This window comes from Bacillus sp. GbtcB14, from assembly GCF_019091205.1.
In the GTDB taxonomy this organism is placed as follows: domain Bacteria; phylum Bacillota; class Bacilli; order Bacillales; family Bacillaceae_G; genus Bacillus_A; species Bacillus_A cereus_AG.
The window spans coordinates 449,812-471,766 of the sequence record NZ_JAGXJT010000001.1; the positions used below are offsets into that span (position 1 = coordinate 449,812).

Below are 21,955 nucleotides of genomic sequence, written 5' to 3' on the forward strand. Positions count from 1 at the left end.
TGCATTTTTCTTATTTTCTTTATGAAATTTTTCAATTTGTAAAATTAGACAGAAGAAAAACAGCCTTTTGAAAGGCTGCTAAAATTTAGATGTTTTATATAAAAATTTGTACAAAATATAAAAAGAAAGTGTAACAAGGGCACCTTGCCAAATAGACAGATTATAAAATAAGTATGGTTGTGTTTTGAAAAATACGTTTGTAAAAACTGATAAGACAAAAGGTATAAATATTGATAATAGGAGGATTGCTTTTTGTTTCCAGGAAACCAATATTGTAAAAGAAAAACGTCTAAATAACGAAAAAGTTATGAAGGCACCAATTGTTAAAACGATAGCAGATAATATTGTTCCAGGAATACTAAATGGAATCCCTGAAGTGTTTGTATCTGAAAATAGTTTTTGCATAAGGGTAGTGAATGTATCGTATCCAATTTGTATAGCTAATAATAAACTAACTGCAAATCCAATAACGGCAGTTTGTTGGATAGAATTTTGATGTTCTGAAGAGCTAATCAATTCATCGCAGTAAGTTTTTAAATCTTCTCCAAAAATATCATGTGCATTTTTACCGTTTTCTTGCGCTTCTAAAAGATGATCCAATATTTCTAAAAGTAATTCTTCCATTTGCTTTTGTGGAACGCTAGTAAGGCGTAAATAAATAAGCATATCACCATAAGCAGTTTCGTTTTCAGGTGTTAATAACTTTCTTTTTTCATTGTTTAACTTAACCATTTCTTTTTCGGTCATCGTATCGTTACTCCTTTTTAAAGTCTAAATATTCTTTTTTGAAGAAGATTTTGTATAGTGCATAGCAAGAGATGGCTAGTAAAGCACCGATCCAAGGTGAGATTTGTAATGTAGTATAGGGCTGTTTAATAAATAAAAAGGAAATACCGATTAATAGTATCCATAGGCTATAGCGTATTAAAAATCCTCCAATATGCCTCCAAATAGTTGTTTTATTTTTAAATAAATCAGTGTTAATAAAATCGAAAACAAAACGTATCATAAGATGTACGGACAAGATAAATACAAGCAGATAAATGAAATCAATGTGTACAAATTTAAAACGTGCTTCATTTGAAAATAAGGGAAATACCAATGCAATTACGGAAGAAATAGCAAAATATATTGCTAACAGATAACTAGTTATAAATAAAGGAATCGATAATTGTTCCCATAAACTTTGTTTCGGTAGGGCAGCAATTAGTTCGTCACAGTATGCCTGTAAGTCGTCGCCAAAAATATCATAAGCACTTTTTTCTTCTTGCTGGGCTTCAATAAGGTGATCGAGAATTTCGATTAGCAGTTCTTCCGCGTGGTATTCTGGTACTTTAGCTAAGCGAATGTATATTAACATGTCACTATAGGCGGTTTCATTTTCTGTAGTTAATAATTTACGCTTTTCGTTATTTAGTTCGATTAAATCTTTCGCCTTCATCCCTATCACTCCCCTTGTAATAAGTTGTTTACTGTCGTTGAAACCATTCCCCAGCTTTGTTTAAATTCTTCAAGTTGTTCTAATCCTTTAGCGGTTACGTGATAATATTTTCGCTTTGGACCGAGTGAGGAGGCTTTTAATGTTCCTTCAATCAATTTTTCTTTTTGCATACGTAACAATAACGGGTATATGCTTCCTTCGCTTACGAATGTAAATCCGTATGTATTTAATTTTGTACTTAGTTCATATCCGTACACTTCTTCTTGTGAAATGATGTATAGGATGCAACCTTCGAGTACACCTTTTAACATTTGGCTGTGCATGGTTTCACCACCTTTTATTCAGGTAACTTGCGTTGCAAGGTAGCTGATATCCAAATTATAACATTCGTTAACTTGCAACGCAAGTTACTAAAGTGGAAAACTTTAATGAGTGTTAATTTCTCGGCGTTTCCCATACTAACGAGAGGAGGGAAGCATATGAAACCATTTATGCCAAAACTCGTTTACTTTGAACCGAGGGCGCTCGAATATCCGCTTGGAAAAGAGCTGTATGAGAAGTTTACGAAGATGGGATTAGAAATTCGTGAAACGACATCACACAATCAAATTAGAAATTTGCCAGGTGAAAATGATTTGCAAAAGTATCGTAATGCAAAGGCGACACTTGTTGTTGGGGTGAGGAAGACGTTAAAGTTTGATACGTCAAAACCGTCAGCTGAATATGCAATTCCGCTTGCAACAGGGTGTATGGGACATTGTCATTATTGCTATTTGCAAACAACACTTGGGAGTAAGCCTTACGTTCGTGTGTATGTGAATCTTGATGAAATATTTGAGAAGGCAAAGCAGTATATGGATGAAAGAGCACCAGAAATAACAAGGTTTGAAGCTGCTTGTACATCGGATATCGTTGGAATTGATCATTTAACATATGCATTAAAGCGGACAATTGAATTCATTGGAGAAAGTGAGCATGGGCGTTTACGTTTCGTTACGAAATATTCGCACGTTGATCATTTATTAGATGCAAAACATAATGGGAAAACTCGTTTCAGGTTTAGTATTAATTCACGGTATGTAATCAAAAATTTTGAGCCGGGGACATCACCTTTTAAAGAACGAATTGAAGCGGCTCGAAAAGTAGCAGGTGCGGGTTATCCACTTGGCTTTATAGTTGCACCACTTTATATGCATGAAGGATGGGAAGAAGGATACCGTGAACTATTTGAGCGACTGTACAATGCGCTAAAAGATTTGTCGATACCGAATTTAACATTTGAATTAATTCAACATCGCTTTACAAAACCAGCAAAAAAGGTCATTCAAGAGCGTTATCCGAATACGAAGCTTGAAATGGATGAAGAGAAGCGCAAATATAAATGGGGGCGATATGGCATCGGGAAATACGTATATAAAAAAGATGATGCAGAAGTATTGGAAGAAACGATTAGAGGATATATTCATCACTTTTTTCCTAATGCAGAAATTCAATACTTTACATGAAAAGAACTTGTATTGGAATGCAAGTTCTTTTTTCTTTTAAATATTTAGGCTTGTTTTCAACTTGTCACGTTATTCTTTCTGGTGTATCATTTTATTGATTGCTTCGTACGGAATGAGCAAAATGAAATTGGATGGAGGAAACCGATGCCTACCCCTAGTATGGAAGATTATATTGAACAAATTTATTTGTTGATTGATGAAAAGGGTTATGCCCGCGTATCTGATATTGCTGAAGCGCTGAGTGTACATCCATCCTCTGTAACAAAAATGGTGCAAAAATTAGACAAAGATGAATATCTAATTTATGAAAAATATAGAGGGCTTGTATTAACATCAAAAGGTAAAAAAATCGGAGAACGTCTCGTATACCGTCATGACTTGCTAGAGCAATTTATGCGTATTATCGGTTTGGATGAAAGTAAAATTTACAATGATGTAGAAGGAATCGAACATCATTTAAGTTGGGAAGCAATTGACCGCATTGGTGATCTAGTGCAATATTTTGAACAAGATGAGGTTCGAGTGGAAACACTTCGTGGCGTTCAAAAAGCAAATGAAGAGAAAAGTAATTAAGGGGAACGTATGTCGTTTCCTTTTTTATTTCAACCGAAAAGGATGGGGAAATTATGAAAGCAATTATTTTTGATTTTGATGGATTAATTGTAGACACAGAAACAATATGGTTTCACTCTTTCAGAGACGCCGTTCGTGAGTATGGTGGAGATTTACCTTTAGAGGAATTTGCAAAATGTATTGGAACGACAGATGATGTACTATATGCATATTTAAATGAGCAATTAAAAGAGAAGTTTAACAAGCATGCATTAAAAGAAAAAGTGAAAATTTTACATAAAGAGAAAATGAAAATACCAGAAGCTCGTGACGGGGTAAAAGAATATTTAGAGGAAGCGAAAGAAATGGGATTGAAAATCGCATTAGCTTCCAGTTCATCTAGAGAATGGGTTATTCCTTTTTTGGAAGAGCTACAAATTCGAGATTATTTTGAAGTCATTAAAACGAGAGAAGATGTTGAAAAGGTAAAACCAGACCCAGCACTTTATCAAATTGCAATAGAAGATTTAGGGATTGATTCGTCTGAAGTTGTTGTATTTGAAGACTCGTTAAACGGATTGAAGGCAGCGATTGCAGCAGGATTAAAGTGTGTCGTAGTACCTAATGATGTGACACGGAACTTACCTTTTGAAAATCATCACCTTCGAATTGAAAGTATGAAAGATAAAAGTTTGAAAGAAGTGCTTCGAAGTGTAAAAAAAGACCGTATTTCCTAAAAGGAAGCACGGTCTTTCTTTTTTGTTTTTTTACCTTCAATGACAGTTAAATGAGATTGTTTTCTTTTTCGCTTCAAAGTGGAAGGAGTACCTTTTTTCCCTTTGTCATTAGAAGCGTTGGATTTAAAGAAAGAATTGCTTAGGGGTGCTACATTTTGTTTCCCATGTTTGCGGTTCGATTGTTTTGCAGCACGCTTATAAGAGCTTTGCGAATTTGCAGAACCACTAGAGTTTGTAAACATTTTGTAGAGTAAATAAAAGATACCAACGACAGCCAACATGATACCAATATTTTTTAACACTCCCATTGGATCTGTAATGACAGATGAAACAAGGCCGAATATTGCTAATCCGATAATAAGCACAAATATAGCGAAAGTAAACGAACGACCGTTCATAAGGAACACCTCCTAAAAACATATATTAAAAATAGTATATTAACGATGAGGAAAGGAGTTGAACACCATTTTTAAATAATTATTGTTTGCTTTCTAAACGTAATAATTCTTCAAACGATGCAATGGCTACTTCTACTTGATCATCTGTTGGTTCTTTCGTTGTTAATAGTTGCAGCCATAATCCGGGATATCCAAGTATGCGTAATACTGGAATATCGCGTAATCGATTTGTAAATTGCAACACTTCAAAAGAAATGCCGAGAACGACTGGAATTAATAAAATTCGGTTTACGACTCTGGCCCAAAGTGGATCTGTAGGGACAAGGAAATAAACAAACATTCCAATAATGACTGTAAATATAATAAAGCTACTGCCACAGCGATAATGAAGGCGCGTTTGTTTTTGCACATTTTCTACAGTCATTGGAAGATTATTCTCATAGGCATTAATTACTTTATGCTCCGCACCATGGTACTGAAATACCCGCTTAATAAGTGGGGTTAAAGAAATAAAGTATATATAGCTCAATAATAGCATGAGCTTAATGACACTTTCGACAATGATTTGCCCTGTATGAGAGGGGAAAATCGGTCTCGTTAATTCAGCTAGTAGTGCAGGAACTGCTGTGAAAATGACTTTACCGAATATGAAAGATAAAACACCAACTGCTGCAACTCCTAATACCATCGTTAATTTCGATTGTTCTTCTTTGTTATTTGCGATTTGTTCGTCTTCTTCTGGGTGGACATCAAATCGTTCTGAAGCAAAATTTAAATGTTTTGCCCCGTTCGCACTTGCATCCACAATAGCGGCAATCCCTCGTAAAAATGGAATTTTTTTTAGGACAGATAATACTTTATTACGAACGCGTGGTAATCGATAAAATTCAATCGATTTATCTTTACGACGAACCGCTGTAACAGTATATTCTCTACCGCCAAACATAACTCCTTCTATGACTGCTTGCCCGCCATATATTTGTTTTGACTCTTCTGCCATGTTAACACCAACCTGTATTTGTTTCTCTCTTATGTAGAAAAAGAGGCAATTGTCATACTGGGTTCTGTCATTTTGAAATAAGACAATCACCGAGTTTCCTTTATTTTATCGACAAATACAAGTATATGACAAGGAAAAATGTTACGAGAGTCGGACATTTCTTATTCTTTTTATAGACAAATTTCGCAGTATTTAAACATGGTTCAAAATAGTTTCGGGCATACTATTGAGCGGAGGTGTCGATGTGAGTCAAGAACAATTAGGAACAAGGAATTTTGTACAAATTGGTTTATTTGGTGGAATCTTTTGGGGGGGGATATGGTATTTCCTTCATATATTTTCATTTACGGAAGCGGGACCGAACTATTTACTTTTACCATTTGCCTTTGGAAGCTGGAAAGAAGGGGTATGGGGCAATGTGTCAGGAATTGTTTGTATGGGGCTACTTTCGATTTTAATTGCCTTTTTGTATAAAGCGTTTTTGGTAAAGTTTGAAGGAATTATTCCAGGGGTGATTTATGGGCTATTTTGGTGGGCGTTACTATTTTTCGGAATGGGATTAATAGCGCCTGCCATTAAAAGTGCACTTCATTTACCGAAAGAAACAATTGTGACGACGATATGCATTTTTATATTGTATGGTGTGTTTATAGCATACTCTGTTTCCTACGCAGTAAATACCAATAAAGCTGAGAGAGAAGGAGAAGAGAAGACGAACTATTCAAATAAGTAACTCCTATGTTAAAATGTTGTATAGATATTTAATACTAAGGAGTTTTAAGCATATGAAAAAGGTACTCCTCGTAAACGGTCCTAACCTAAATCGCCTCGGTGTCAGGGAGGTAAATGTATATGGAAAGGGCACGCTAGCGACACTTGAAACAGATATGAAGCAAGAAGCAGAAACATTGGGAGTGGAGTTAGAATGTTTCCAATCGAATCATGAAGGTGCGATTATCGATCGTATTCATGAGGCGGAAGATACATATGAAGGGATCATTTTAAATCCTGGGGCATTTACGCATTATAGCTATGCGATTCGAGATGCAATTGCGAGCATTTCGATTCCTGTTATTGAAGTACATATTTCTAACATTCACCAGCGTGAGTCGTTCCGTCACGAATCTGTGACGGCAGCTGTTTGTGCGGGACAAATTGTTGGATTTGGTTTTTATGGCTATAAGTTAGCGTTATTTGCATTAATGGAGAAATTGAGGGAGGCATAAAGTAATGGAGAAAATCGAAAGATTAAGAAGTGCATTTGATGAGGCTGGTATTGACGGTATTTTGTTAACGAATGAACATAGTCGTAGATATATGGCTAACTTCACAGGAACAGCTGGTGTTATACTGATTTCGAAAAACCATGCTCAATTTATTACAGATTTCCGTTACGTAGAGCAGGCTAGTAAACAAGCTGTTGGATATGAGATTGTACAGCATGCAGGATTAATCATTGATGAAATTGCAAAGCAAGTGAAGGAACTAGGAATTCAAAAGCTTGGCTTTGAGCAAGATACTCTTACATATAGTTCTTATTCAGCGCATAAAGAAGCGATCGATGCTGAATTTATCCCAACTTCTGGGCTTGTAGAAAAGTTACGCTTGATAAAGACTGATTCAGAGATTAAGATATTAAAGGAAGCTGCACAGATTGCAGATGCTGCCTTTGAACATATTCTATCATTCATTCGCCCGGGAGTATCTGAAATTGAAGTGTCAAATGAACTTGAATTTTTCATGAGAAAACAAGGAGCAACATCTTCTTCGTTTGATATTATCGTTGCTTCAGGTCTTCGTTCGGCATTACCGCACGGCGTGGCATCTGAAAAAGTGATAGAAACAGGAGATTTCGTTACATTAGACTTCGGCGCTTATTACAAAGGATATTGTTCTGATATTACTCGTACGATTGCAGTTGGTGAACCATCTGATAAATTGAAAGAAATTTATAATATCGTTTTAGAAGCACAATTACGTGGTGTGAACGGTATTAAAGCTGGTTTAACAGGCCGTGAAGCGGATGCGCTAACGCGCGATTACATAACGGAAAAAGGATATGGTGAATACTTTGGACATTCTACTGGTCATGGAATCGGTCTTGAAATCCATGAAGCACCAGGTTTAGCGTTCCGTTCTGATACAGTACTTGAACCAGGTATGGCTGTAACAGTAGAACCAGGTATTTATATTCCAGGTATTGGCGGCGTACGTATTGAAGATGATATCATTGTAACAAGTGAAGGTAATGAAGTAATTACGAAATCACCAAAAGAACTTATTATTTTGTAATATACAGGAGGATTTTTTTACATGATTTCAGTAAACGATTTTCGTACAGGTTTAACAATTTCAGTGGACAATGCCCTTTGGCAAGTAATGGATTTCCAACACGTAAAGCCAGGTAAAGGTGCTGCATTCGTTCGCTCTAAACTACGTAACCTTCGCACAGGATCTGTTCAAGAGAAAACATTCCGTGCAGGTGAAAAAGTAGAAAAAGCACACATCGAAAACCGTCGTATGCAATACTTATACGCGAGCGGTGAGTCTCACGTATTTATGGATAATGGAACTTACGAGCAAATCGAACTTGGTGAAAACCAAATCGAGCGCGAACTTAAATTCCTAAAAGAAAACATGGAAGTATCTATTATGACATACCAAGATGAAGTACTTGGTGTTGAACTTCCGAACACAGTTGAATTAAAAGTGTCAGAAACAGAGCCTGGTATTAAAGGCGATACAGCTTCTAACGTAACAAAACCAGCTACATTAGAAACTGGTCTTGTTGTACAAGTACCAATCTTCATTAACGAAGGCGAAATGCTTATCATCAACACTGGTGAAGGTAAATACGTTTCTCGTGCATAGTAGAAAAGCCCTCGTGATTATCACGAGGGCTTTTTTTTATAGGAAGTAAGGAAGATAGTAAATTGCAGTTATAACAAAACTAATTAAGACAAGTGAAAGAGTGCCTGCCATATATGAAGTGAAAACGATTTGAAATGGTTTTATTTCACCAGTCTCAACGCCAGTCAGTGTTTTACTGATTGCGTGATCCGTAATGTTGTTTCTATGGGTATTCATAATAATTAACCACATAATTGCAAATATCGCTAAACTTCCAAGGGAAAAGGTCTCCATAAATGACCAACCGACCAATTTTGAAAAAAGATAAATAAGAGCTAATTCTATTACAATTGTTAAACTAATTTTCAATACCTTCATATTTCCCCCCCTCATTTTGCACATATAGTCAATTTTTTTTTAAAATGACGCGATACGATATGTAGTACACGAGATGACTTTAATTCTATCTCTCGTGCTGCATCGTCAAAACCCCTTTCTTATTAAATGTACCATAAAATACCATGCGATAATAAGAATATTCAGATTAAATGAGGGTGACAGAGAAAAATTATGTTTTTACTTCTGAAATAGACAACCCCTGCATATGGTTGTACAAATATATTCTTTTTCAGCATATAGCATTAGTAACCGTTATGGGAGAAGGTGGGAGAATGAAACAGTGGCTAGCGGCAATGGAAACATCCGTGCTTGTAATGGGGTTACTTCGGTTGTTTTCAGGTAGCGCGGAAATATTCGCCGCTTTGCTTATGCTTTATGTGAATGATGCGAAAAAAGCATTGTTTATAAATGGTATGTTGGCGTTTGTTGGACCGACCGTATTAATTTTAACAATGACAATAGGCATAGCGAGTGTGGCAAGTGAGATTTCTTTCTTGAAACTCTTTTTTCTAGCGCTTGGAATTGGCTGCATTTTTATCGCGTTGTTGAAATAAGTAAGCCAGGTATAGTGGGGAGAAGCTGATGAAAGAAGTATTAGAAGTTTTACCGAAAACGATGAAGCAGCTAGTGGAAAGTTGTAAGCAATACGATGCTCTAGAGGAAATTCGTGTTCGAATTGGAAGACCGCTAGAGTGTATTGCTCATGGCGAAGTGTTTTTTTATGACTATATCGTTACAGCAGAGGATGCAATTTACTTATTGAATAAGTTAAGTCAATTCTCAATTTATACGATGGAAGAGGAATTAAAACGTGGGTATGTGACACTTCGAGGAGGACATAGAATCGGCTTAGCTGGAAAAGTCATTACAGAAAAAAGCGCAGTGAAAATGATTCGAGATGTCTCTTCCTTTAATATTCGTATTGCTCGTCAAAAAATAGGGATTGCTGAACCACTTTTACCGTACTTGTATGAATCACGATGGTTAAACACGATGGTAATTGGCCCGCCGCAAACGGGGAAAACAACACTTTTAAGAGATGTAGCACGTTGTATGAGTCAAGGTGTAAGTGTTTCGAAAATTCCTTCTTGTAAAGTGGGGATTGTAGATGAGCGGTCAGAAATTGCAGGCTGCGTGAAAGGTATTCCACAATATGACTTTGGCACGCGAGTAGATGTGTTAGACGCATGTCCAAAAGCTGAAGGAATGATGATGATGATTCGTTCTATGAGTCCAGATATTTTGATTGTAGATGAAATTGGGCGTAAAGAAGATAGTGAAGCAATTATGGAGGCGGTGCATGCAGGGGTTCAGCTTTTTATAAGCGCACATGGATTTTCTTATGATGATGTTGTGAAACGCCCATCACTAAAGGCGGTGCTGGAGCTTGGCATATTTGATAGGTTTGTGGAGCTATCAAAAGCAAGAGGGCCAGGAACAGTTATGCAAGTAAAAGATAAATATGGAAAATCGGTATTACCTCATAGAAAGGCGCAAAGCGTATGGTGAAAATATTTGGTGCAGTGTTAATCGTTGCGGTCAGCACCTTTTTCGGATTTTCATACGCTAAAAGATACAGTGAGAGACCAAGGCAACTTAGATTATTAAAAGCGGCACTTCAATCATTAGAGGCAGAAATTATGTATGGGCACACACCTTTGTCTGAAGCTGCCGAGCGATTAGTGAAACAAATGCCGAAGCCGTTAAATTGGATATTTCAAAGTTTCGCTAGAAGGCTAGAAAGCGGAGAACAAACAGTAAGAGAAGCTTGGATAGATAGTTTGAAAGAAAATTGGAAGCTAACAGCATTTCAACAAACTGAGTACGAGATTTTGCAGCAATTTGGTGAAACACTCGGACAACATGATCGTGAATCACAACAAAAACATATTCGCTTATGCATTACACATTTAGAGAGAGAAGAAGAAGAAGCGAAAGCGTTACAACTGCAATATGAAAAAATGATCAAGAGCTTAGGAGTACTAGCGGGGCTACTTATCGTAATTTTACTGCTATAGGGGGGAGAAAGGCGATGTCCATTGATGTTGGATTAATATTTCAAATCGCCGGAATCGGCATTGTTTTAGCTTTTATTCATACCGTACTAAAAGAATTAAAGCGAGAGGATATTGCAAATTGGGTTATCCTTGTCGGTTTTGTCGTTATTTTATTTCATGTGGCATTTTTAATTAATACGCTATTCGACAAGATTAAGAGTGTCTTTCTCTTCCAGTAAAGGAGGCGGTTCGAATCGAAATTATACAAATTGTCGGATTAGGCCTCGTTGCTACGTTTTTAGCAGCTGTATTGAATCAGCATAAATCTAGCATTACGTCGTTATTTATTGTGTTCGTAGGTAGCGTGATGTTTCTTCTTTTAATTGATCAAATTCACTCTATTTTACAAATGATTGAGAGGGTAGCGAGTGAAGCAAAAGTTAGCAATGTATATGTAGAAACGTTGCTGAAAATTATTGGAATTGCTTATATTGCTGAGTTTGGAGCACAAATTACAAAAGATGCAGGGCAGGGTGCAATCGCTTCGAAAATTGAATTAGCTGGAAAAATCTTAATTCTAGTAATGGCGATTCCTATTTTGACAGTTGTAATTGAAACTATTCTCGGATTTTTACCGACGGGATAAGGGGGAGTGAATGTTGAGGGGGTTTGGAGCTAAGCTGCTATTTGCTTGCTTCCTTTTCTTTTCTTTACCGGTTGTTGTACAAGCTTCTCCTGTAGAAACAAACGTCGTTGATCAACAATTGGATAAGCTCGGAATTGAAGATGTGAAGCAATTTTGGGACGGGCTTGTTACAAAATATGGAGGTTATTTACCAGAGAGTCAAAAAGGTAGTTTTATGGAGTTTGTAAAGGGAGAAAAAGAAATTTCTATAAAAGAGTGGATGCTAGGTTTATTAAAGTATTTATTTCACGAGCTTGTTGCAAATGGGAAGCTGCTGGGAACGCTCATTATGCTTACAATTTTTAGTGCATTGTTGCAATCACTGCAATCTGCATTTTCAAAGAGTAGTGTAAGTAAAATTGCGGATGCAGTTGTATATATGGTACTTATTATTTTCGCTTTAAATAGTTTTTATGTCGTCATGACATATGCAAGAGAAACGATACAAACAATGGTAGATTTCATATTAGCGCTATTGCCAATCTTGCTTGCACTCATAGCAACTGGAGGTGGTGTTGTATCTGTATCGTTTTTTCATCCGATTATCATCTTTTTAATGAACACGAGCGGGCTTTTGATGAATTATATCGTTCTACCACTTTTATTACTTGCAACGATATTAAGTATTGTAAGTACGATGAGTGATCAATATAAAGTTACGAAATTGTCCAAGCTTCTGCAAAACGTTAGCGTTGGAATTATCGGTATTTTTTTAACGATTTTTTTAGGGGTATTATCTGTACAAGGAACAGCGACAGCTGTTGCTGATGGAATCGCTGTCAAAACTGCTAAATTTGTAACAGGGAACTTTATTCCGGTAGTAGGAAGAATGTTTACAGAGGCGGCGGATACTGTTATTAGTGCATCGGGATTATTAAAAAACACAGTCGGAATTATCGGGCTCGTCATTCTATGCTTAATTGTTGCTTTTCCAGCGATTCAAATTTTTTGTATCGCGTTTATTTATAAATTCGCAGCAGCAGTATTACAGCCAGTTGGCAGCGGAGCAATTATTCAATGTTTAGATATTATCGGGCGAAGCATCATTTATGTATTTGCTTGCTTAGCTATCGTATCATTTATGTTCTTTTTAAGTATCACAATTATTATTGCTGCGGGGAACATTACACTTATGATGCGGTAGGAGGTGAAGGGTATGCAATTTGTTACAGAGTGGATTAGAAATATTATCGTTTTTTTACTCTTAGCGACAATGCTTCATCTTATTCTTCCAAATTCAAATTTGCAAAAGTACGTTAAATTCGTTGTAAGTCTATTATTAGTTGTTTTAATCTTAACGCCCCTTTTTAAACTACTGCAAACAGATGTGAATGAAGTAATCGCAAATTTTAATGAAGAGAAGTACGTAGCAGAAGGATCTGTAAAAAATTCAATAGATTCGAAGAAAAAAGAAATACAAGCTCTAACACGTGCATATAGTTTAGAAGAGATGGCTACCAAAATGAAAAAAGAAGTAGGAAAAGAATTCGAAAAAAAGTATGGTATGACAGTCTCTGAAATACAAATATTCGCAGTGGAAAGTACAGCGGAAGTAAAGTCAGCAAAAGATATTCAATCTGTTGTTGTGACGTTGAAAGAAAAAGAACGTAGTAAAAATGATGCAATCGAAACAGTAAAACCAGTTGAAATTAACACGAAAGAACCGCCGAAAAAAGTAGAGGAAACGAATGTAGAAATGAAAGACTTCTTTTCAAGCAGGTGGCAACTAGAGAATAAACAAATCCAAGTTCAAATGGAGGGGGGGACAGGTAGAGTAAATGGACAATAAAGATAAAAATTCGAAGTTCTCATTTTTTCGAAACTTATTGAATGGGGATGAAAAGGAAAGCAATGAGAAGGGAAAAAAGGTGACACCTAAGTTTTTACTTGTCCTACTCATACTTGGAATTTTGCTTATGTTTTTTAGTAGTCTCTTTTCAAGTAAAAAGGAAGAAGTACCTGTATTTAAAGAACAAAAAACGCAAAACCAAGAAAAAGACGTACCAACTTTTGGACAAAAAAATAATGATAGTATGTCAATTGTAGAAAAGTATGAAAAAGCGTATGAACAAGAATTGAAAGCAGCCTTAGAAGAAATAGCGGGAGTAAAAGATGTAACGATTAAAGTGAATTTAGATTCATCTGAAGAAAAAATATTAGAAAAAAATACAGTGAAACGTTCACAAACAACAGGTGAAACAGATAAAACAGGTGGTAAGAGGGAAGTAGAAGATGAGTCCCTTGATGAAAAGACCGTCATTATACGTGAAGGGGATAAAGAAACTCCCGTTGTTTTACGAACAGAGAAACCGAAAGTGCGAGGTGTTCTTGTTGTAGCAAAGGGAGTGGATAATATACAAGTTAAAGCGATGGTAAAAGAAGCTGTAATACGGCTGCTAGATGTACCAGCCCATCGTGTTTCAGTATCACCGAAAAATTGATAGGGAGGAAATAAAGTGTTAAAAAAACAAACGGTTTGGCTATTAACGATGTTAAGTTTAGTTGTTGTACTATCTGTTTATTACGTAACAACTCCTGACAAAATGAATACAGCATCGCCGGCAACAGGTGAAAAGATTGGACAAGAAAAACAAGGTACTGACAAAGCAGTAACAAATGAAGCACCTAAAGAAACGCCAAAAAAAGAAAATACAAGCAAGGAAACATCAAATAAAGAAACAAATAAGGAAACAGACAAAAAAGAGAGTGCTCAAAAAGAAACAAGTAAAAAAGATGCTAATGTAACAGTTCAATCAAGTGATGAAAATTTCACAGCATTACGTATGCAAATGGAAGATCAGCGAAGTGAAGAAAAATCAAGATTACAAGAAGTGATGAATTCAGCAAAATCTTCAGCAACAGAAAAGAGTAAAGCGAAAGATAATTTTGATGCAATTACTACAATGGAAACGAAGCAAGAATTACTTGAGACAGTGATTAAGTCTCAAGGAGGATATAAAGATGCCCTTGTAAGAGCTGATGGAACTGACATTAGAGTAACTGTGAAAGCAGCAAAGCATTCACAAAAAGAAGCGAACAAAATTATACAGCTTGTAAGAAGTGAAGGCGGATCAAAAGATGTAGGTGTGAAATTTGATCCACCAACAAAATAAAAACTAACAATCCGCGGGGAAATTCCCCGCGGATTATTAATTTTTACGAATCGGATTGTTTGAAAATAATTATAGAAAAAAGCTATCATTTTCGATAGCTTTTTTCTGTTTCGTCTTTGTAGTTGTTTTTATTATGTTCAACTCGGAATGGAGAAATGCGTTGTGAGTAAAAGATTAGTGGTTCATGGTAACGATGATTACTTTTTCCAGATTTGACGTGGATGAAGAGAACGAATGCCCAGACCATTACGGCAGGTAAGAAGAGAATGAGCCATATCATATGTCCACACCTCGATACGATATATTTTCTACACTTTGAACATACTATTCTTATATGAAGGAATGATGAACGACGTGTAAACAAAAAAATAATATTTGGTAAAAATATGTTATTGACTATAGATGAGGTGAAGGGTGGAGCGGTAATTCTAAGTTTACTGTGTAGCATTTTGAAAAAGTAAGGAATGTTTTTTAGGAAGTGGTCTTGCCAATTTTGTGTGAAACTTGGTATTATTACTAGGTAATAAATTTTTATTGGAATAATATTTTTACAGGAGTTTCGATTTATTATAAAGAAATATAAATTGGAATGTTTAAAAAATTTATCGTAAGATGGAAATAGTAACTATTTTTATTAGTAAATGAAATACATTTTCTAATAGAGTACATCGTATTTTTACAGTCAATCTAGTTTTTAGTGCTGAGAATCTGTAAAAACGGGACAAACAAGAGTATGGGAGTGGATTTTACATGTTTAAAATTCAAGAAGTTCGTGAATTAATTAAATTAATTGATAGCTCTAATATTGATGAATTTGAATACAAAAAAGATGGTACGACAATTAAAATGAAAAAGCGTGGTAATGAAGTTGTTGCGGTGCAAGCACCTGTAGCAAAACAAGCCGTGCAACCAGTAGCACCTGTTGAAGTTGAAACAACAGTAGCGGCAGCACAAGTGGAAGTACCAAAACAAGAAGAGAAAAAATCTGTTCAACATGAGAACCTACATAAAATTACATCACCGATGGTAGGTACATTCTATTCTTCTTCTTCGCCTGACACACCTGCATATGTAAGTGTAGGGGATAGAGTATCGAAAGATTCTATCGTATGCATTGTCGAGGCTATGAAATTATTTAATGAAATCGATGCTGATGTAGATGGCGAAATTGTTGAGATTCTTGTTAATAATGGACAGCTTGTTGAGTATGGACAACCGCTATTTCTTGTAAAAGCGTAATAAGGGAGTCTTTGTGATGATAAAAAAAGTATTAATAGCCAATCGTGGGGAAATTGCTGTACGAATTATTCGTGCTTGTAAAGAAATGGATATTGAAACAGTCGCAATTTATTCAGAAGCAGATAAAGAGTCACTTCACGTACAAATTGCTGATGAGGCGTATTGTGTAGGACCAACGATTTCGAAAGAAAGCTATTTAAATTTGACGAACATTATTAGTGTTGCGAAGTTAACAGGCTGCGATGCAATTCATCCGGGATACGGATTTTTAGCAGAGAATGCAGATTTTGCAGAGCTGTGCCGTGAATGTAACTTGATTTTTATCGGTCCAAGTCCAGAAGCTATTTCAAAGATGGGCACAAAAGACGTTGCTCGTGATACAATGAAAGAAGCAGGGGTTCCGATTGTACCAGGTTCACAAGGGATTATTAAAAATACCGAAGAAGCGATCGAGCTTGCTAATCAAATTGGATATCCAGTTATTATTAAAGCGACTGCAGGTGGCGGTGGAAAAGGTATTCGTGTTGCACGCCATGAAGAAGAGCTTGTAAAAGGAATTCAAATTACACAGCAAGAAGCTAGTACCGCTTTTGGGAACCCTGGTGTATACTTAGAAAAGTACGTTGAAGATTTCCGCCATGTTGAGATTCAAATAATGGCAGATACACACGGAAATGCCATTCATTTAGGAGAGCGTGATTGTACAATTCAGCGCCGCTTGCAAAAACTACTAGAAGAAAGTCCATCACCTGCACTTGATGAAAATGTTCGCAAGCAGATGGGTGATGCGGCAGTTAAAGCGGCGGTAGCGGTTGATTATACAGGTGCTGGTACGGTTGAGTTTATTTATGAATATAGAACGAAAAGCTTTTATTTCATGGAGATGAATACGAGAATTCAAGTTGAGCATCCAGTTACTGAAATGGTAACAGGGATGGATTTAATTAAAGAACAAATTCGTGTTGCTTCTGGAGAAAAGTTATCGTTACAGCAAGAAGAAGTACAATTTAATGGTTGGGCAATTGAATGCCGAATTAATGCGGAAAACCCTGCCAAAAAATTTATGCCATCTCCAGGTAAAGTAGAAATGTACTTGCCACCAGGCGGATTTGGTATTCGCGTCGATTCTGCTGTATATCCGGGATATTCAATCCCACCTTTCTATGATTCGATGGTTGCTAAATTAATTGTTCACGGAAAAACACGTGAAGAGGCAATTGCAAAAATGAAGCGTGCACTCAGTGAGTTTGTCATTGAAGGCGTACATACAACAATCCCGTTCCATTTGCAATTGCTAGATCATCCTGATTTTGTAAAAGGTGAGTTTAATACGAAATTTTTGGAAGAGCATGAACTTGTGACGCAGTGATACATTAAAGGAGGTTTTTTTTCATGGCTGAACATATGTTAGATATGGGTCAAGATACAACTCTTGGTAAAGTAGAAATTGCACCAGAAGTAATTGAAGTAATCGCAGGCATTGCAGCTGCTGAGGTAGAAGGTGTAGCGGCAATGCGTGGTAATTTTGCTACAGATGTTGTTGAGAAGTTAGGTAAGAAAAATCATGGTAAAGGTGTAAAGGTTGAATTAGCAAACGAAGATATTATCGTTGACCTTTATGTTGTGATGTATTTTGGCGTAGCAATTCCGGTTGTTGCACAAAAGATTCAAGACAACATTCGCCAGGCACTCTTTACAATGACAGGGCTTGAGCCAAAAGAAGTGAATGTTCACATCGTTGGCGTAACATTCGAAACACAAAAAACAGAAATCGAACCAGTGTAAGAATGAAAAAGGTGCCTAGTAACATAGGCATCTTTTTTATCGTTTCATTTCTTCACAAATTAAAACCCTCTAATTATTATACTATTTCAAAAAATAAGAAATCAAAAAGAAGATGTTTCGTTTTTCCAAAAAACGTACATTGTGATAAGATATGGAACTTGAAGTTAATCTTTTTATTATTTTTCAGCCTTGTAACCCGTGTGTGAAACGATAAATTGTGTTATTATCATTGTATTATAAGGTTGGAAAATCAATGAAAACTGTAAGAGTAAGTGAATTGACGGCTTATAAATTATAATAATATAACAAAGCATAAGGAAAGACTTGAAGCATAAAGGAGAGTTACAATGAAACGTAGGACGGCTAGAGAAAGAGCTATGCAAGCATTATACCAAATGGATATTACAGGTGAATTAGAACCGAAAGTAGCGGTGGAAAACACGCTAGATGAAGGTGAAGAAACAAATGAGTTTCTAGAATCACTTGTAGTAGGTTTTGTAGAAAATAAAGAAGTAATTGATGAAGCGATTCGTCAAAACTTAAAAAAATGGAAGCTGGAGCGTATTAGTATTGTTGACCGCAGTATTTTACGTGTAGCTGTTTATGAAATGAAATACATGGAAGAAATTCCACACAACGTAACAATTAACGAGGCAATTGAAATTGCTAAAACATTTGGGGATGAGGAATCTCGTCGTTTTATTAACGGCGTTTTATCTAATATAAAAGATACACTGTAATTTCTTTAAGGGGGAATCTTAAAATGGTAGCAGTAATCATCAAAGGAAATGAAGTTGCGGAGAAAAAACGAGCACAATTAACAGAAGAAGTTGTGAAGTTGAAAGAGCAAGGGATTGTACCAGGATTAGCAGTTATTCTAGTTGGAGAAGATCCAGCATCTCGTTCTTATGTAAAAGGAAAAGAAAAGGGCTGTGAACAAGTAGGAATCTATTCAGAGCTAATTGAACTTCCTGAAACAATTACTGAGGAGCGTTTGCTTGCTGAAATCGATCGCTTAAATGTCGATGACCGTATTAATGGCATTTTAGTGCAATTACCTTTACCAAAACATATTGAAGAAAAAGCTATCATTGAAAGAATTTCACCAGAAAAAGATGTAGATGGATTTCACCCAATCAGCGTGGGACGTATGATGACGGGACAAGATACATTCCTTCCATGTACACCGCACGGTATTGTAGAATTAGTAAAAGAAACAAATCTTGATATCTCGGGAAAACATGTTGTAGTAATTGGAAGAAGTAATATTGTCGGCAAGCCAGTGGGGCAATTGTTCTTAAATGAAAATGCAACTGTCACATATTGTCATTCTAAAACACAAAATATGAAAGAGTTAACGAAGTTAGCTGATATTTTAATCGTAGCTGTTGGACGACCTAAAATGGTAACAGCTGATTATATTAAAGAAGGAGCGGTTGTAATCGACGTTGGTGTGAACCGTTTAGAAACAGGTAAACTTTGTGGTGATGTTGACTTTGACAACGTGTTAGATGTTGCAGGTTACATTACACCTGTGCCAAAGGGTGTTGGTCCAATGACGATCACAATGCTTCTTCATAATACTGTTGAATCTGCTAAGCGTGCAGGTGTCGTTTGTAAATAATTTGAGTCGGCTATGAGGAGAGAGAAATGGAAAAACAATATTTAACCGTTACAGCGTTAACACGCTATATAAAAACAAAAATAGAATATGATCCGCATTTGCAGTCTGTTTGGTTAAAAGGTGAAATTTCCAACTTTAAAAATCATAGTCGTGGTCACATGTACTTTACATTGAAAGATGAAAATGCAAGAATCGCAGCGGTTATGTTTGCGGGTCATAATCGTAATATTAAATTCAGACCTGAAAATGGGATGAAGGTACTTGTGAAAGGGAAAATTTCCGTTTACGAGGCGAGTGGTTCTTATCAAATTTATATTCAAGACATGCAGCCTGACGGAGTCGGAAACCTGCATTTAGCTTACGAACAATTAAAGGTTCGTTTAGAGGAAGAAGGTTTGTTTTCTCAAGTTTATAAAAAAACAATTCCTCCTTATGTTAAAACAATAGGTGTGATTACGTCGCCAACAGGGGCAGCGATTCGTGATGTTATAACAACGATTAAACGTCGTTATCCAATTGGAAATGTTATTGTGTTTCCGGTACTTGTACAGGGGGAGTCAGCAGCTCCCTCAATTGTACAAGCGATTCGTACAGCGAATGAAATGGGAGAGATAGATGTCCTAATCGTTGGGCGCGGGGGAGGCTCTATTGAAGAGTTATGGGCTTTCAATGAAGAAATGGTAGCAAGGGCAATCTTTAAGAGTGAGATTCCTATTATTTCGGCAGTGGGTCATGAAACGGACTTTACAATTGCGGATTTTGTTGCCGATTTACGTGCGCCAACACCGACTGCAGCAGCTGAGCTGGCAGCGCCTAACATTATAGAGTTACAAGAAAAGGTATTACAAAGAACTCTAAGATTGCGAAGAGCGATGAGAGAGTTAGTACATAAAAAAGAAGAAAAACTACAAGTATTGCAAAAATCGTATGCGTTCCGTTATCCAAGACAAGTATATGAGCAAAAAGAAGAGCAATTAGATAGAGCGTTAGAACAGCTTGTTTTAGCGAAAGAGCGTTATATTGATAAAAAGGTAAATCAGTTAAAACAGCTTTCATTTTATTTAGAGAAGCACCACCCAGCTCAAAAAATTATGCAAACGAAGGTAGCGGTTGAAACATTGCAAAAGCAATTGCAACGTGAAATGCAAACATTACTTCAAACGAAAGAATTTGCCTTTGTAAGAGTTGCTCAAAAACTTGAAGCGTTAAGTCCGCTTAAAGTAATGATGAGAGGGTACGGGCTTGTATATGATGAAGAGAAGCAAGTGTTAAAAAGTGTGAAAGATGTCAGCCTTGGAGATGCTGTTTCAGTTCAATTACAAGATGGAATACTAGATTGTAGCGTATCAGGCATAGAGGAGCGTGAATTGAATAATGGAAAATAAATTAAGCTTTGAAGAGGCAATTTCGCAACTTGAGCATCTCGTTTCTAAGCTAGAACAAGGTGACGTACCTTTAGAAGAAGCAATTTCTTATTTTAAAGAGGGTATGGAATTATCTAAGCTTTGTGATGAGAAGTTGAAGAACGTACAAGAACAAATGGCAGTTATTCTTGGGGAAGATGGAGAGCTTGAACCGTTTACTGCTTTAGGAGATGAAGCATAGTGACTATTGCTTTTGATACTTTTTTGAAAGAAAGTAAAACTTTCGTAGAAGAGAAGCTTGTAAGTTATGCAAATGAATTACAATGTCCAAATGTACTTCGTGAAGCGATGACATATTCTTTGGAAGCGGGTGGAAAGCGTCTCCGCCCGTTACTTTTATTTGCGACATTACAAGCGTTTGGTAAAGAAAGAAATCTTGGAGTAGGTGCAGCTTGTGCTCTTGAAATGATACATACATACTCGTTAGTTCATGATGATTTACCGTGTATGGATGATGATGATTTAAGAAGAGGGAAGCCCACAAATCATAAAGTATTTGGTGAAGCGATGGCAGTTTTAGCAGGCGATGGTTTGTTGACGTATGCTTTTCAAGTTATTATGGCATATGAACAAAAGGAAATCTCTGCTGAAAAAAAAGTAAGACTTGTACTTGAGCTTGCAAAAGCGGCAGGACCAGAAGGAATGGTTGGCGGACAGGTGGCAGATATGGAAGCTGAAGGGAAACAGCTTACGATTGATGAGTTGGAGTATATTCATAAGCATAAGACTGGGAAACTACTTGAATTCGCTGTACTTGCAGGATCGATACTTTCTGATGCCACAGAAGAACAAGAAGAAAAGTTACTTGCGTTTGCAAAATATATTGGCCTAGCGTTCCAAATTCGAGATGATATTTTAGATGTGGAAGGAACCGAAGAAGAGATTGGAAAACCGATTGGTAGTGATGTTTCCAACGAAAAGAGCACATATACGACGTTATTTACTGTAGATAGAGCAAAGGATATTTTAGAAGAAACAATTGCAAAAGCAAAAGGTGCTATTGGTTCCTTGCAATTACAAGATGAATATTTACTATCTATTTGCGATTTGATTGCAAAACGTAATAACTAATATAACAGCGTTTCCATTTGTTGAGTCATTCATCATTTTATGATATAAATGTAGGAAAAGGTTTTTCTTTTCTTGTTATTGGCAAAAATATATGTAGATTACATTGCCGTTATCACTTCGTGTTAGCGGCTATTT

At 36.4% G+C, this 21,955-nt stretch carries 31 protein-coding genes; 24 read left to right on the forward strand and 7 right to left on the reverse strand.

Annotated elements, in window-relative coordinates; genetic code table 11:
* Positions 1-78 precede the first annotated feature (78 nt).
* The 3 genes from KVT31_RS02415 to KVT31_RS02425 are packed head-to-tail and all read right to left on the reverse strand — an operon-like array spanning position 79 to position 1,764.
* A complete protein-coding gene (locus KVT31_RS02415) occupies positions 79-747 on the reverse strand; it encodes a DUF1048 domain-containing protein (protein WP_088097722.1) in 669 nt (222 codons plus the stop codon).
* A 7-nt stretch (positions 748-754) separates the two neighbouring features.
* Positions 755-1,441 carry a DUF1129 family protein gene (locus KVT31_RS02420; protein ID WP_088097721.1) on the reverse strand — a complete coding sequence of 229 codons (687 nt, stop codon included), beginning with the start codon at positions 1,439-1,441 and terminating at the stop codon, positions 755-757.
* A gap of 5 nt (positions 1,442-1,446) precedes the next feature.
* Complete coding sequence (locus KVT31_RS02425; protein ID WP_088097720.1) at positions 1,447-1,764, reverse strand: PadR family transcriptional regulator; 318 nt, start codon at positions 1,762-1,764, stop codon at positions 1,447-1,449.
* A 156-nt stretch (positions 1,765-1,920) separates the two neighbouring features.
* On the opposite strand from KVT31_RS02425, the gene splB reads away from it, so the two are divergent.
* The 3 genes from splB (at position 1,921) to KVT31_RS02440 (ending at position 4,235) form a co-directional block, all read left to right on the forward strand.
* Positions 1,921-2,946 carry a spore photoproduct lyase gene (gene splB, locus KVT31_RS02430; RefSeq protein WP_088097719.1) on the forward strand — a complete coding sequence of 342 codons (1,026 nt, stop codon included), beginning with the start codon at positions 1,921-1,923 and terminating at the stop codon, positions 2,944-2,946.
* 144 nt (positions 2,947-3,090) lie between these two features.
* On the forward strand, positions 3,091-3,519 hold the full coding sequence (gene mntR, locus KVT31_RS02435) for a transcriptional regulator MntR (protein ID WP_001143071.1): 429 nt from the start codon (positions 3,091-3,093) through the stop codon (positions 3,517-3,519).
* 53 nt (positions 3,520-3,572) lie between these two features.
* Positions 3,573-4,235, forward strand: coding sequence for an HAD family hydrolase (locus KVT31_RS02440; RefSeq protein ID WP_140392548.1), 663 nt, complete (start codon positions 3,573-3,575; stop codon positions 4,233-4,235).
* Here the strand turns inward: KVT31_RS02440 and KVT31_RS02445 are convergent.
* The gene (locus KVT31_RS02445) at positions 4,232-4,633 is read right to left on the reverse strand and encodes an SA1362 family protein (RefSeq protein WP_048531090.1); all 402 of its coding nucleotides are present in this window, start codon (positions 4,631-4,633) and stop codon (positions 4,232-4,234) included. The genes KVT31_RS02440 and KVT31_RS02445 overlap by 4 nt on opposite strands.
* A 79-nt stretch (positions 4,634-4,712) precedes the next feature.
* Positions 4,713-5,633 (reverse strand): DUF1385 domain-containing protein, encoded by a 921-nt coding sequence (locus KVT31_RS02450; RefSeq protein WP_088097717.1) that lies wholly within the window; start codon positions 5,631-5,633, stop codon positions 4,713-4,715.
* A 244-nt stretch (positions 5,634-5,877) separates the two neighbouring features.
* Between KVT31_RS02450 and KVT31_RS02455 the strand changes: the two genes are divergently transcribed.
* From KVT31_RS02455 to efp, 4 genes are read left to right on the forward strand one after another with little or no spacing between them, the layout of a single operon-like run.
* Positions 5,878-6,366: a YqhR family membrane protein gene (locus KVT31_RS02455; protein ID WP_140392547.1), complete on the forward strand. Its 489-nt coding sequence runs from the start codon at positions 5,878-5,880 to the stop codon at positions 6,364-6,366.
* 52 nt (positions 6,367-6,418) lie between these two features.
* Entirely contained in the window at positions 6,419-6,859 is a 441-nt protein-coding gene (aroQ, locus tag KVT31_RS02460) for a type II 3-dehydroquinate dehydratase (protein ID WP_088097715.1), read from the forward strand.
* A gap of 4 nt (positions 6,860-6,863) precedes the next feature.
* Positions 6,864-7,925: a Xaa-Pro dipeptidase gene (pepQ, locus tag KVT31_RS02465; protein WP_088097714.1), complete on the forward strand. Its 1,062-nt coding sequence runs from the start codon at positions 6,864-6,866 to the stop codon at positions 7,923-7,925.
* 21 nt (positions 7,926-7,946) lie between these two features.
* Positions 7,947-8,504 carry an elongation factor P gene (efp, locus tag KVT31_RS02470; protein WP_000626521.1) on the forward strand — a complete coding sequence of 186 codons (558 nt, stop codon included), beginning with the start codon at positions 7,947-7,949 and terminating at the stop codon, positions 8,502-8,504.
* 36 nt (positions 8,505-8,540) lie between these two features.
* Here efp and KVT31_RS02475 read toward each other — a convergent pair whose 3' ends face one another.
* Positions 8,541-8,861: a hypothetical protein gene (locus KVT31_RS02475; protein WP_088097713.1), complete on the reverse strand. Its 321-nt coding sequence runs from the start codon at positions 8,859-8,861 to the stop codon at positions 8,541-8,543.
* Between the two features lie 293 nt (positions 8,862-9,154).
* Here KVT31_RS02475 and KVT31_RS02480 point away from each other — a divergent pair, with 293 nt between their 5' ends.
* From KVT31_RS02480 to KVT31_RS02520, 9 genes are read left to right on the forward strand one after another with little or no spacing between them, the layout of a single operon-like run.
* On the forward strand, positions 9,155-9,436 hold the full coding sequence (locus KVT31_RS02480; protein WP_000816054.1) for a YqhV family protein: 282 nt from the start codon (positions 9,155-9,157) through the stop codon (positions 9,434-9,436).
* A 28-nt stretch (positions 9,437-9,464) separates the two neighbouring features.
* Complete coding sequence (spoIIIAA, locus tag KVT31_RS02485; protein WP_088097712.1) at positions 9,465-10,391, forward strand: stage III sporulation protein AA; 927 nt, start codon at positions 9,465-9,467, stop codon at positions 10,389-10,391.
* Positions 10,385-10,900 carry a stage III sporulation protein SpoIIIAB gene (gene spoIIIAB, locus KVT31_RS02490; protein WP_016086319.1) on the forward strand — a complete coding sequence of 172 codons (516 nt, stop codon included), beginning with the start codon at positions 10,385-10,387 and terminating at the stop codon, positions 10,898-10,900. The genes spoIIIAA and spoIIIAB overlap by 7 nt, the downstream gene beginning before the upstream one ends.
* 14 nt (positions 10,901-10,914) lie before the next feature.
* Positions 10,915-11,118 (forward strand): stage III sporulation protein AC, encoded by a 204-nt coding sequence (spoIIIAC, locus tag KVT31_RS02495; RefSeq protein WP_000020914.1) that lies wholly within the window; start codon positions 10,915-10,917, stop codon positions 11,116-11,118.
* Between the two features lie 23 nt (positions 11,119-11,141).
* Positions 11,142-11,525 carry a stage III sporulation protein AD gene (gene spoIIIAD, locus KVT31_RS02500; RefSeq protein ID WP_079998460.1) on the forward strand — a complete coding sequence of 128 codons (384 nt, stop codon included), beginning with the start codon at positions 11,142-11,144 and terminating at the stop codon, positions 11,523-11,525.
* A gap of 10 nt (positions 11,526-11,535) precedes the next feature.
* Positions 11,536-12,708, forward strand: coding sequence for a stage III sporulation protein AE (spoIIIAE, locus tag KVT31_RS02505; RefSeq protein ID WP_000943696.1), 1,173 nt, complete (start codon positions 11,536-11,538; stop codon positions 12,706-12,708).
* 12 nt (positions 12,709-12,720) lie between these two features.
* Positions 12,721-13,353 (forward strand): stage III sporulation protein AF, encoded by a 633-nt coding sequence (gene spoIIIAF, locus KVT31_RS02510; RefSeq protein WP_088097711.1) that lies wholly within the window; start codon positions 12,721-12,723, stop codon positions 13,351-13,353.
* Complete coding sequence (gene spoIIIAG / locus KVT31_RS02515; protein WP_088097710.1) at positions 13,343-14,005, forward strand: stage III sporulation protein AG; 663 nt, start codon at positions 13,343-13,345, stop codon at positions 14,003-14,005. The genes spoIIIAF and spoIIIAG overlap by 11 nt, the downstream gene beginning before the upstream one ends.
* A gap of 15 nt (positions 14,006-14,020) precedes the next feature.
* Positions 14,021-14,677: a SpoIIIAH-like family protein gene (locus KVT31_RS02520; protein ID WP_088097709.1), complete on the forward strand. Its 657-nt coding sequence runs from the start codon at positions 14,021-14,023 to the stop codon at positions 14,675-14,677.
* Positions 14,678-14,762: 85 nt separating this feature from the next.
* On the opposite strand, the gene KVT31_RS02525 is transcribed toward KVT31_RS02520, so the two are convergent.
* Positions 14,763-14,957 (reverse strand): hypothetical protein, encoded by a 195-nt coding sequence (locus tag KVT31_RS02525; RefSeq protein ID WP_046957516.1) that lies wholly within the window; start codon positions 14,955-14,957, stop codon positions 14,763-14,765.
* Positions 14,958-15,427: 470 nt separating this feature from the next.
* On the opposite strand from KVT31_RS02525, the gene accB reads away from it, so the two are divergent.
* From accB to ispA, 8 genes are all read left to right on the forward strand, one after another.
* Positions 15,428-15,916, forward strand: a complete 489-nt coding sequence (accB, locus tag KVT31_RS02530; protein WP_088097708.1) for an acetyl-CoA carboxylase biotin carboxyl carrier protein — start codon at positions 15,428-15,430, stop codon at positions 15,914-15,916.
* A gap of 16 nt (positions 15,917-15,932) precedes the next feature.
* Positions 15,933-17,285: an acetyl-CoA carboxylase biotin carboxylase subunit gene (gene accC, locus KVT31_RS02535; protein WP_000592872.1), complete on the forward strand. Its 1,353-nt coding sequence runs from the start codon at positions 15,933-15,935 to the stop codon at positions 17,283-17,285.
* 23 nt (positions 17,286-17,308) lie between these two features.
* Positions 17,309-17,701, forward strand: a complete 393-nt coding sequence (locus tag KVT31_RS02540; protein WP_000807630.1) for an Asp23/Gls24 family envelope stress response protein — start codon at positions 17,309-17,311, stop codon at positions 17,699-17,701.
* 347 nt (positions 17,702-18,048) lie between these two features.
* On the forward strand, positions 18,049-18,441 hold the full coding sequence (gene nusB, locus KVT31_RS02545; protein ID WP_000830249.1) for a N utilization substance protein NusB: 393 nt from the start codon (positions 18,049-18,051) through the stop codon (positions 18,439-18,441).
* Between the two features lie 23 nt (positions 18,442-18,464).
* Positions 18,465-19,325, forward strand: a complete 861-nt coding sequence (folD, locus tag KVT31_RS02550) for a bifunctional methylenetetrahydrofolate dehydrogenase/methenyltetrahydrofolate cyclohydrolase FolD (RefSeq protein ID WP_088097707.1) — start codon at positions 18,465-18,467, stop codon at positions 19,323-19,325.
* A 26-nt stretch (positions 19,326-19,351) separates the two neighbouring features.
* A complete protein-coding gene (xseA, locus tag KVT31_RS02555; protein WP_088097706.1) occupies positions 19,352-20,710 on the forward strand; it encodes an exodeoxyribonuclease VII large subunit in 1,359 nt (452 codons plus the stop codon).
* Entirely contained in the window at positions 20,700-20,930 is a 231-nt protein-coding gene (xseB, locus tag KVT31_RS02560; RefSeq protein WP_000428423.1) for an exodeoxyribonuclease VII small subunit, read from the forward strand. Before xseA ends, xseB begins: the two co-directional genes overlap by 11 nt.
* The gene (gene ispA, locus KVT31_RS02565; protein WP_088097705.1) at positions 20,930-21,820 is read left to right on the forward strand and encodes a (2E,6E)-farnesyl diphosphate synthase; all 891 of its coding nucleotides are present in this window, start codon (positions 20,930-20,932) and stop codon (positions 21,818-21,820) included. Before xseB ends, ispA begins: the two co-directional genes overlap by 1 nt.
* The last annotated feature ends 135 nt before the right edge of the window (positions 21,821-21,955 follow it).

What these genes read in the sequence shown, in the direction of transcription:
- KVT31_RS02415 (WP_088097722.1), bottom strand. Translation starts at nt 747, where the DNA reads ATGACCGAAAAAGAAATGGTTAAGTTAAACAATGAAAAAAGAAAGTTA.
- KVT31_RS02420 (WP_088097721.1), bottom strand. Translation starts at nt 1,441, where the DNA reads ATGAAGGCGAAAGATTTAATCGAACTAAATAACGAAAAGCGTAAATTA.
- KVT31_RS02425 (WP_088097720.1), bottom strand. Translation starts at nt 1,764, where the DNA reads ATGCACAGCCAAATGTTAAAAGGTGTACTCGAAGGTTGCATCCTATAC.
- splB (WP_088097719.1), top strand. Translation starts at nt 1,921, where the DNA reads ATGAAACCATTTATGCCAAAACTCGTTTACTTTGAACCGAGGGCGCTC.
- mntR (WP_001143071.1), top strand. Translation starts at nt 3,091, where the DNA reads ATGCCTACCCCTAGTATGGAAGATTATATTGAACAAATTTATTTGTTG.
- KVT31_RS02440 (WP_140392548.1), top strand. Translation starts at nt 3,573, where the DNA reads ATGAAAGCAATTATTTTTGATTTTGATGGATTAATTGTAGACACAGAA.
- KVT31_RS02445 (WP_048531090.1), bottom strand. Translation starts at nt 4,633, where the DNA reads ATGAACGGTCGTTCGTTTACTTTCGCTATATTTGTGCTTATTATCGGA.
- KVT31_RS02450 (WP_088097717.1), bottom strand. Translation starts at nt 5,633, where the DNA reads ATGGCAGAAGAGTCAAAACAAATATATGGCGGGCAAGCAGTCATAGAA.
- aroQ (WP_088097715.1), top strand. Translation starts at nt 6,419, where the DNA reads ATGAAAAAGGTACTCCTCGTAAACGGTCCTAACCTAAATCGCCTCGGT.
- pepQ (WP_088097714.1), top strand. Translation starts at nt 6,864, where the DNA reads ATGGAGAAAATCGAAAGATTAAGAAGTGCATTTGATGAGGCTGGTATT.
- efp (WP_000626521.1), top strand. Translation starts at nt 7,947, where the DNA reads ATGATTTCAGTAAACGATTTTCGTACAGGTTTAACAATTTCAGTGGAC.
- KVT31_RS02475 (WP_088097713.1), bottom strand. Translation starts at nt 8,861, where the DNA reads ATGAAGGTATTGAAAATTAGTTTAACAATTGTAATAGAATTAGCTCTT.
- KVT31_RS02480 (WP_000816054.1), top strand. Translation starts at nt 9,155, where the DNA reads ATGAAACAGTGGCTAGCGGCAATGGAAACATCCGTGCTTGTAATGGGG.
- spoIIIAA (WP_088097712.1), top strand. Translation starts at nt 9,465, where the DNA reads ATGAAAGAAGTATTAGAAGTTTTACCGAAAACGATGAAGCAGCTAGTG.
- spoIIIAB (WP_016086319.1), top strand. Translation starts at nt 10,385, where the DNA reads ATGGTGAAAATATTTGGTGCAGTGTTAATCGTTGCGGTCAGCACCTTT.
- spoIIIAC (WP_000020914.1), top strand. Translation starts at nt 10,915, where the DNA reads ATGTCCATTGATGTTGGATTAATATTTCAAATCGCCGGAATCGGCATT.
- spoIIIAE (WP_000943696.1), top strand. Translation starts at nt 11,536, where the DNA reads ATGTTGAGGGGGTTTGGAGCTAAGCTGCTATTTGCTTGCTTCCTTTTC.
- spoIIIAF (WP_088097711.1), top strand. Translation starts at nt 12,721, where the DNA reads ATGCAATTTGTTACAGAGTGGATTAGAAATATTATCGTTTTTTTACTC.
- spoIIIAG (WP_088097710.1), top strand. Translation starts at nt 13,343, where the DNA reads ATGGACAATAAAGATAAAAATTCGAAGTTCTCATTTTTTCGAAACTTA.
- KVT31_RS02525 (WP_046957516.1), bottom strand. Translation starts at nt 14,957, where the DNA reads ATGATATGGCTCATTCTCTTCTTACCTGCCGTAATGGTCTGGGCATTC.
- accB (WP_088097708.1), top strand. Translation starts at nt 15,428, where the DNA reads ATGTTTAAAATTCAAGAAGTTCGTGAATTAATTAAATTAATTGATAGC.
- accC (WP_000592872.1), top strand. Translation starts at nt 15,933, where the DNA reads ATGATAAAAAAAGTATTAATAGCCAATCGTGGGGAAATTGCTGTACGA.
- KVT31_RS02540 (WP_000807630.1), top strand. Translation starts at nt 17,309, where the DNA reads ATGGCTGAACATATGTTAGATATGGGTCAAGATACAACTCTTGGTAAA.
- nusB (WP_000830249.1), top strand. Translation starts at nt 18,049, where the DNA reads ATGAAACGTAGGACGGCTAGAGAAAGAGCTATGCAAGCATTATACCAA.
- folD (WP_088097707.1), top strand. Translation starts at nt 18,465, where the DNA reads ATGGTAGCAGTAATCATCAAAGGAAATGAAGTTGCGGAGAAAAAACGA.
- xseA (WP_088097706.1), top strand. Translation starts at nt 19,352, where the DNA reads ATGGAAAAACAATATTTAACCGTTACAGCGTTAACACGCTATATAAAA.
- xseB (WP_000428423.1), top strand. Translation starts at nt 20,700, where the DNA reads ATGGAAAATAAATTAAGCTTTGAAGAGGCAATTTCGCAACTTGAGCAT.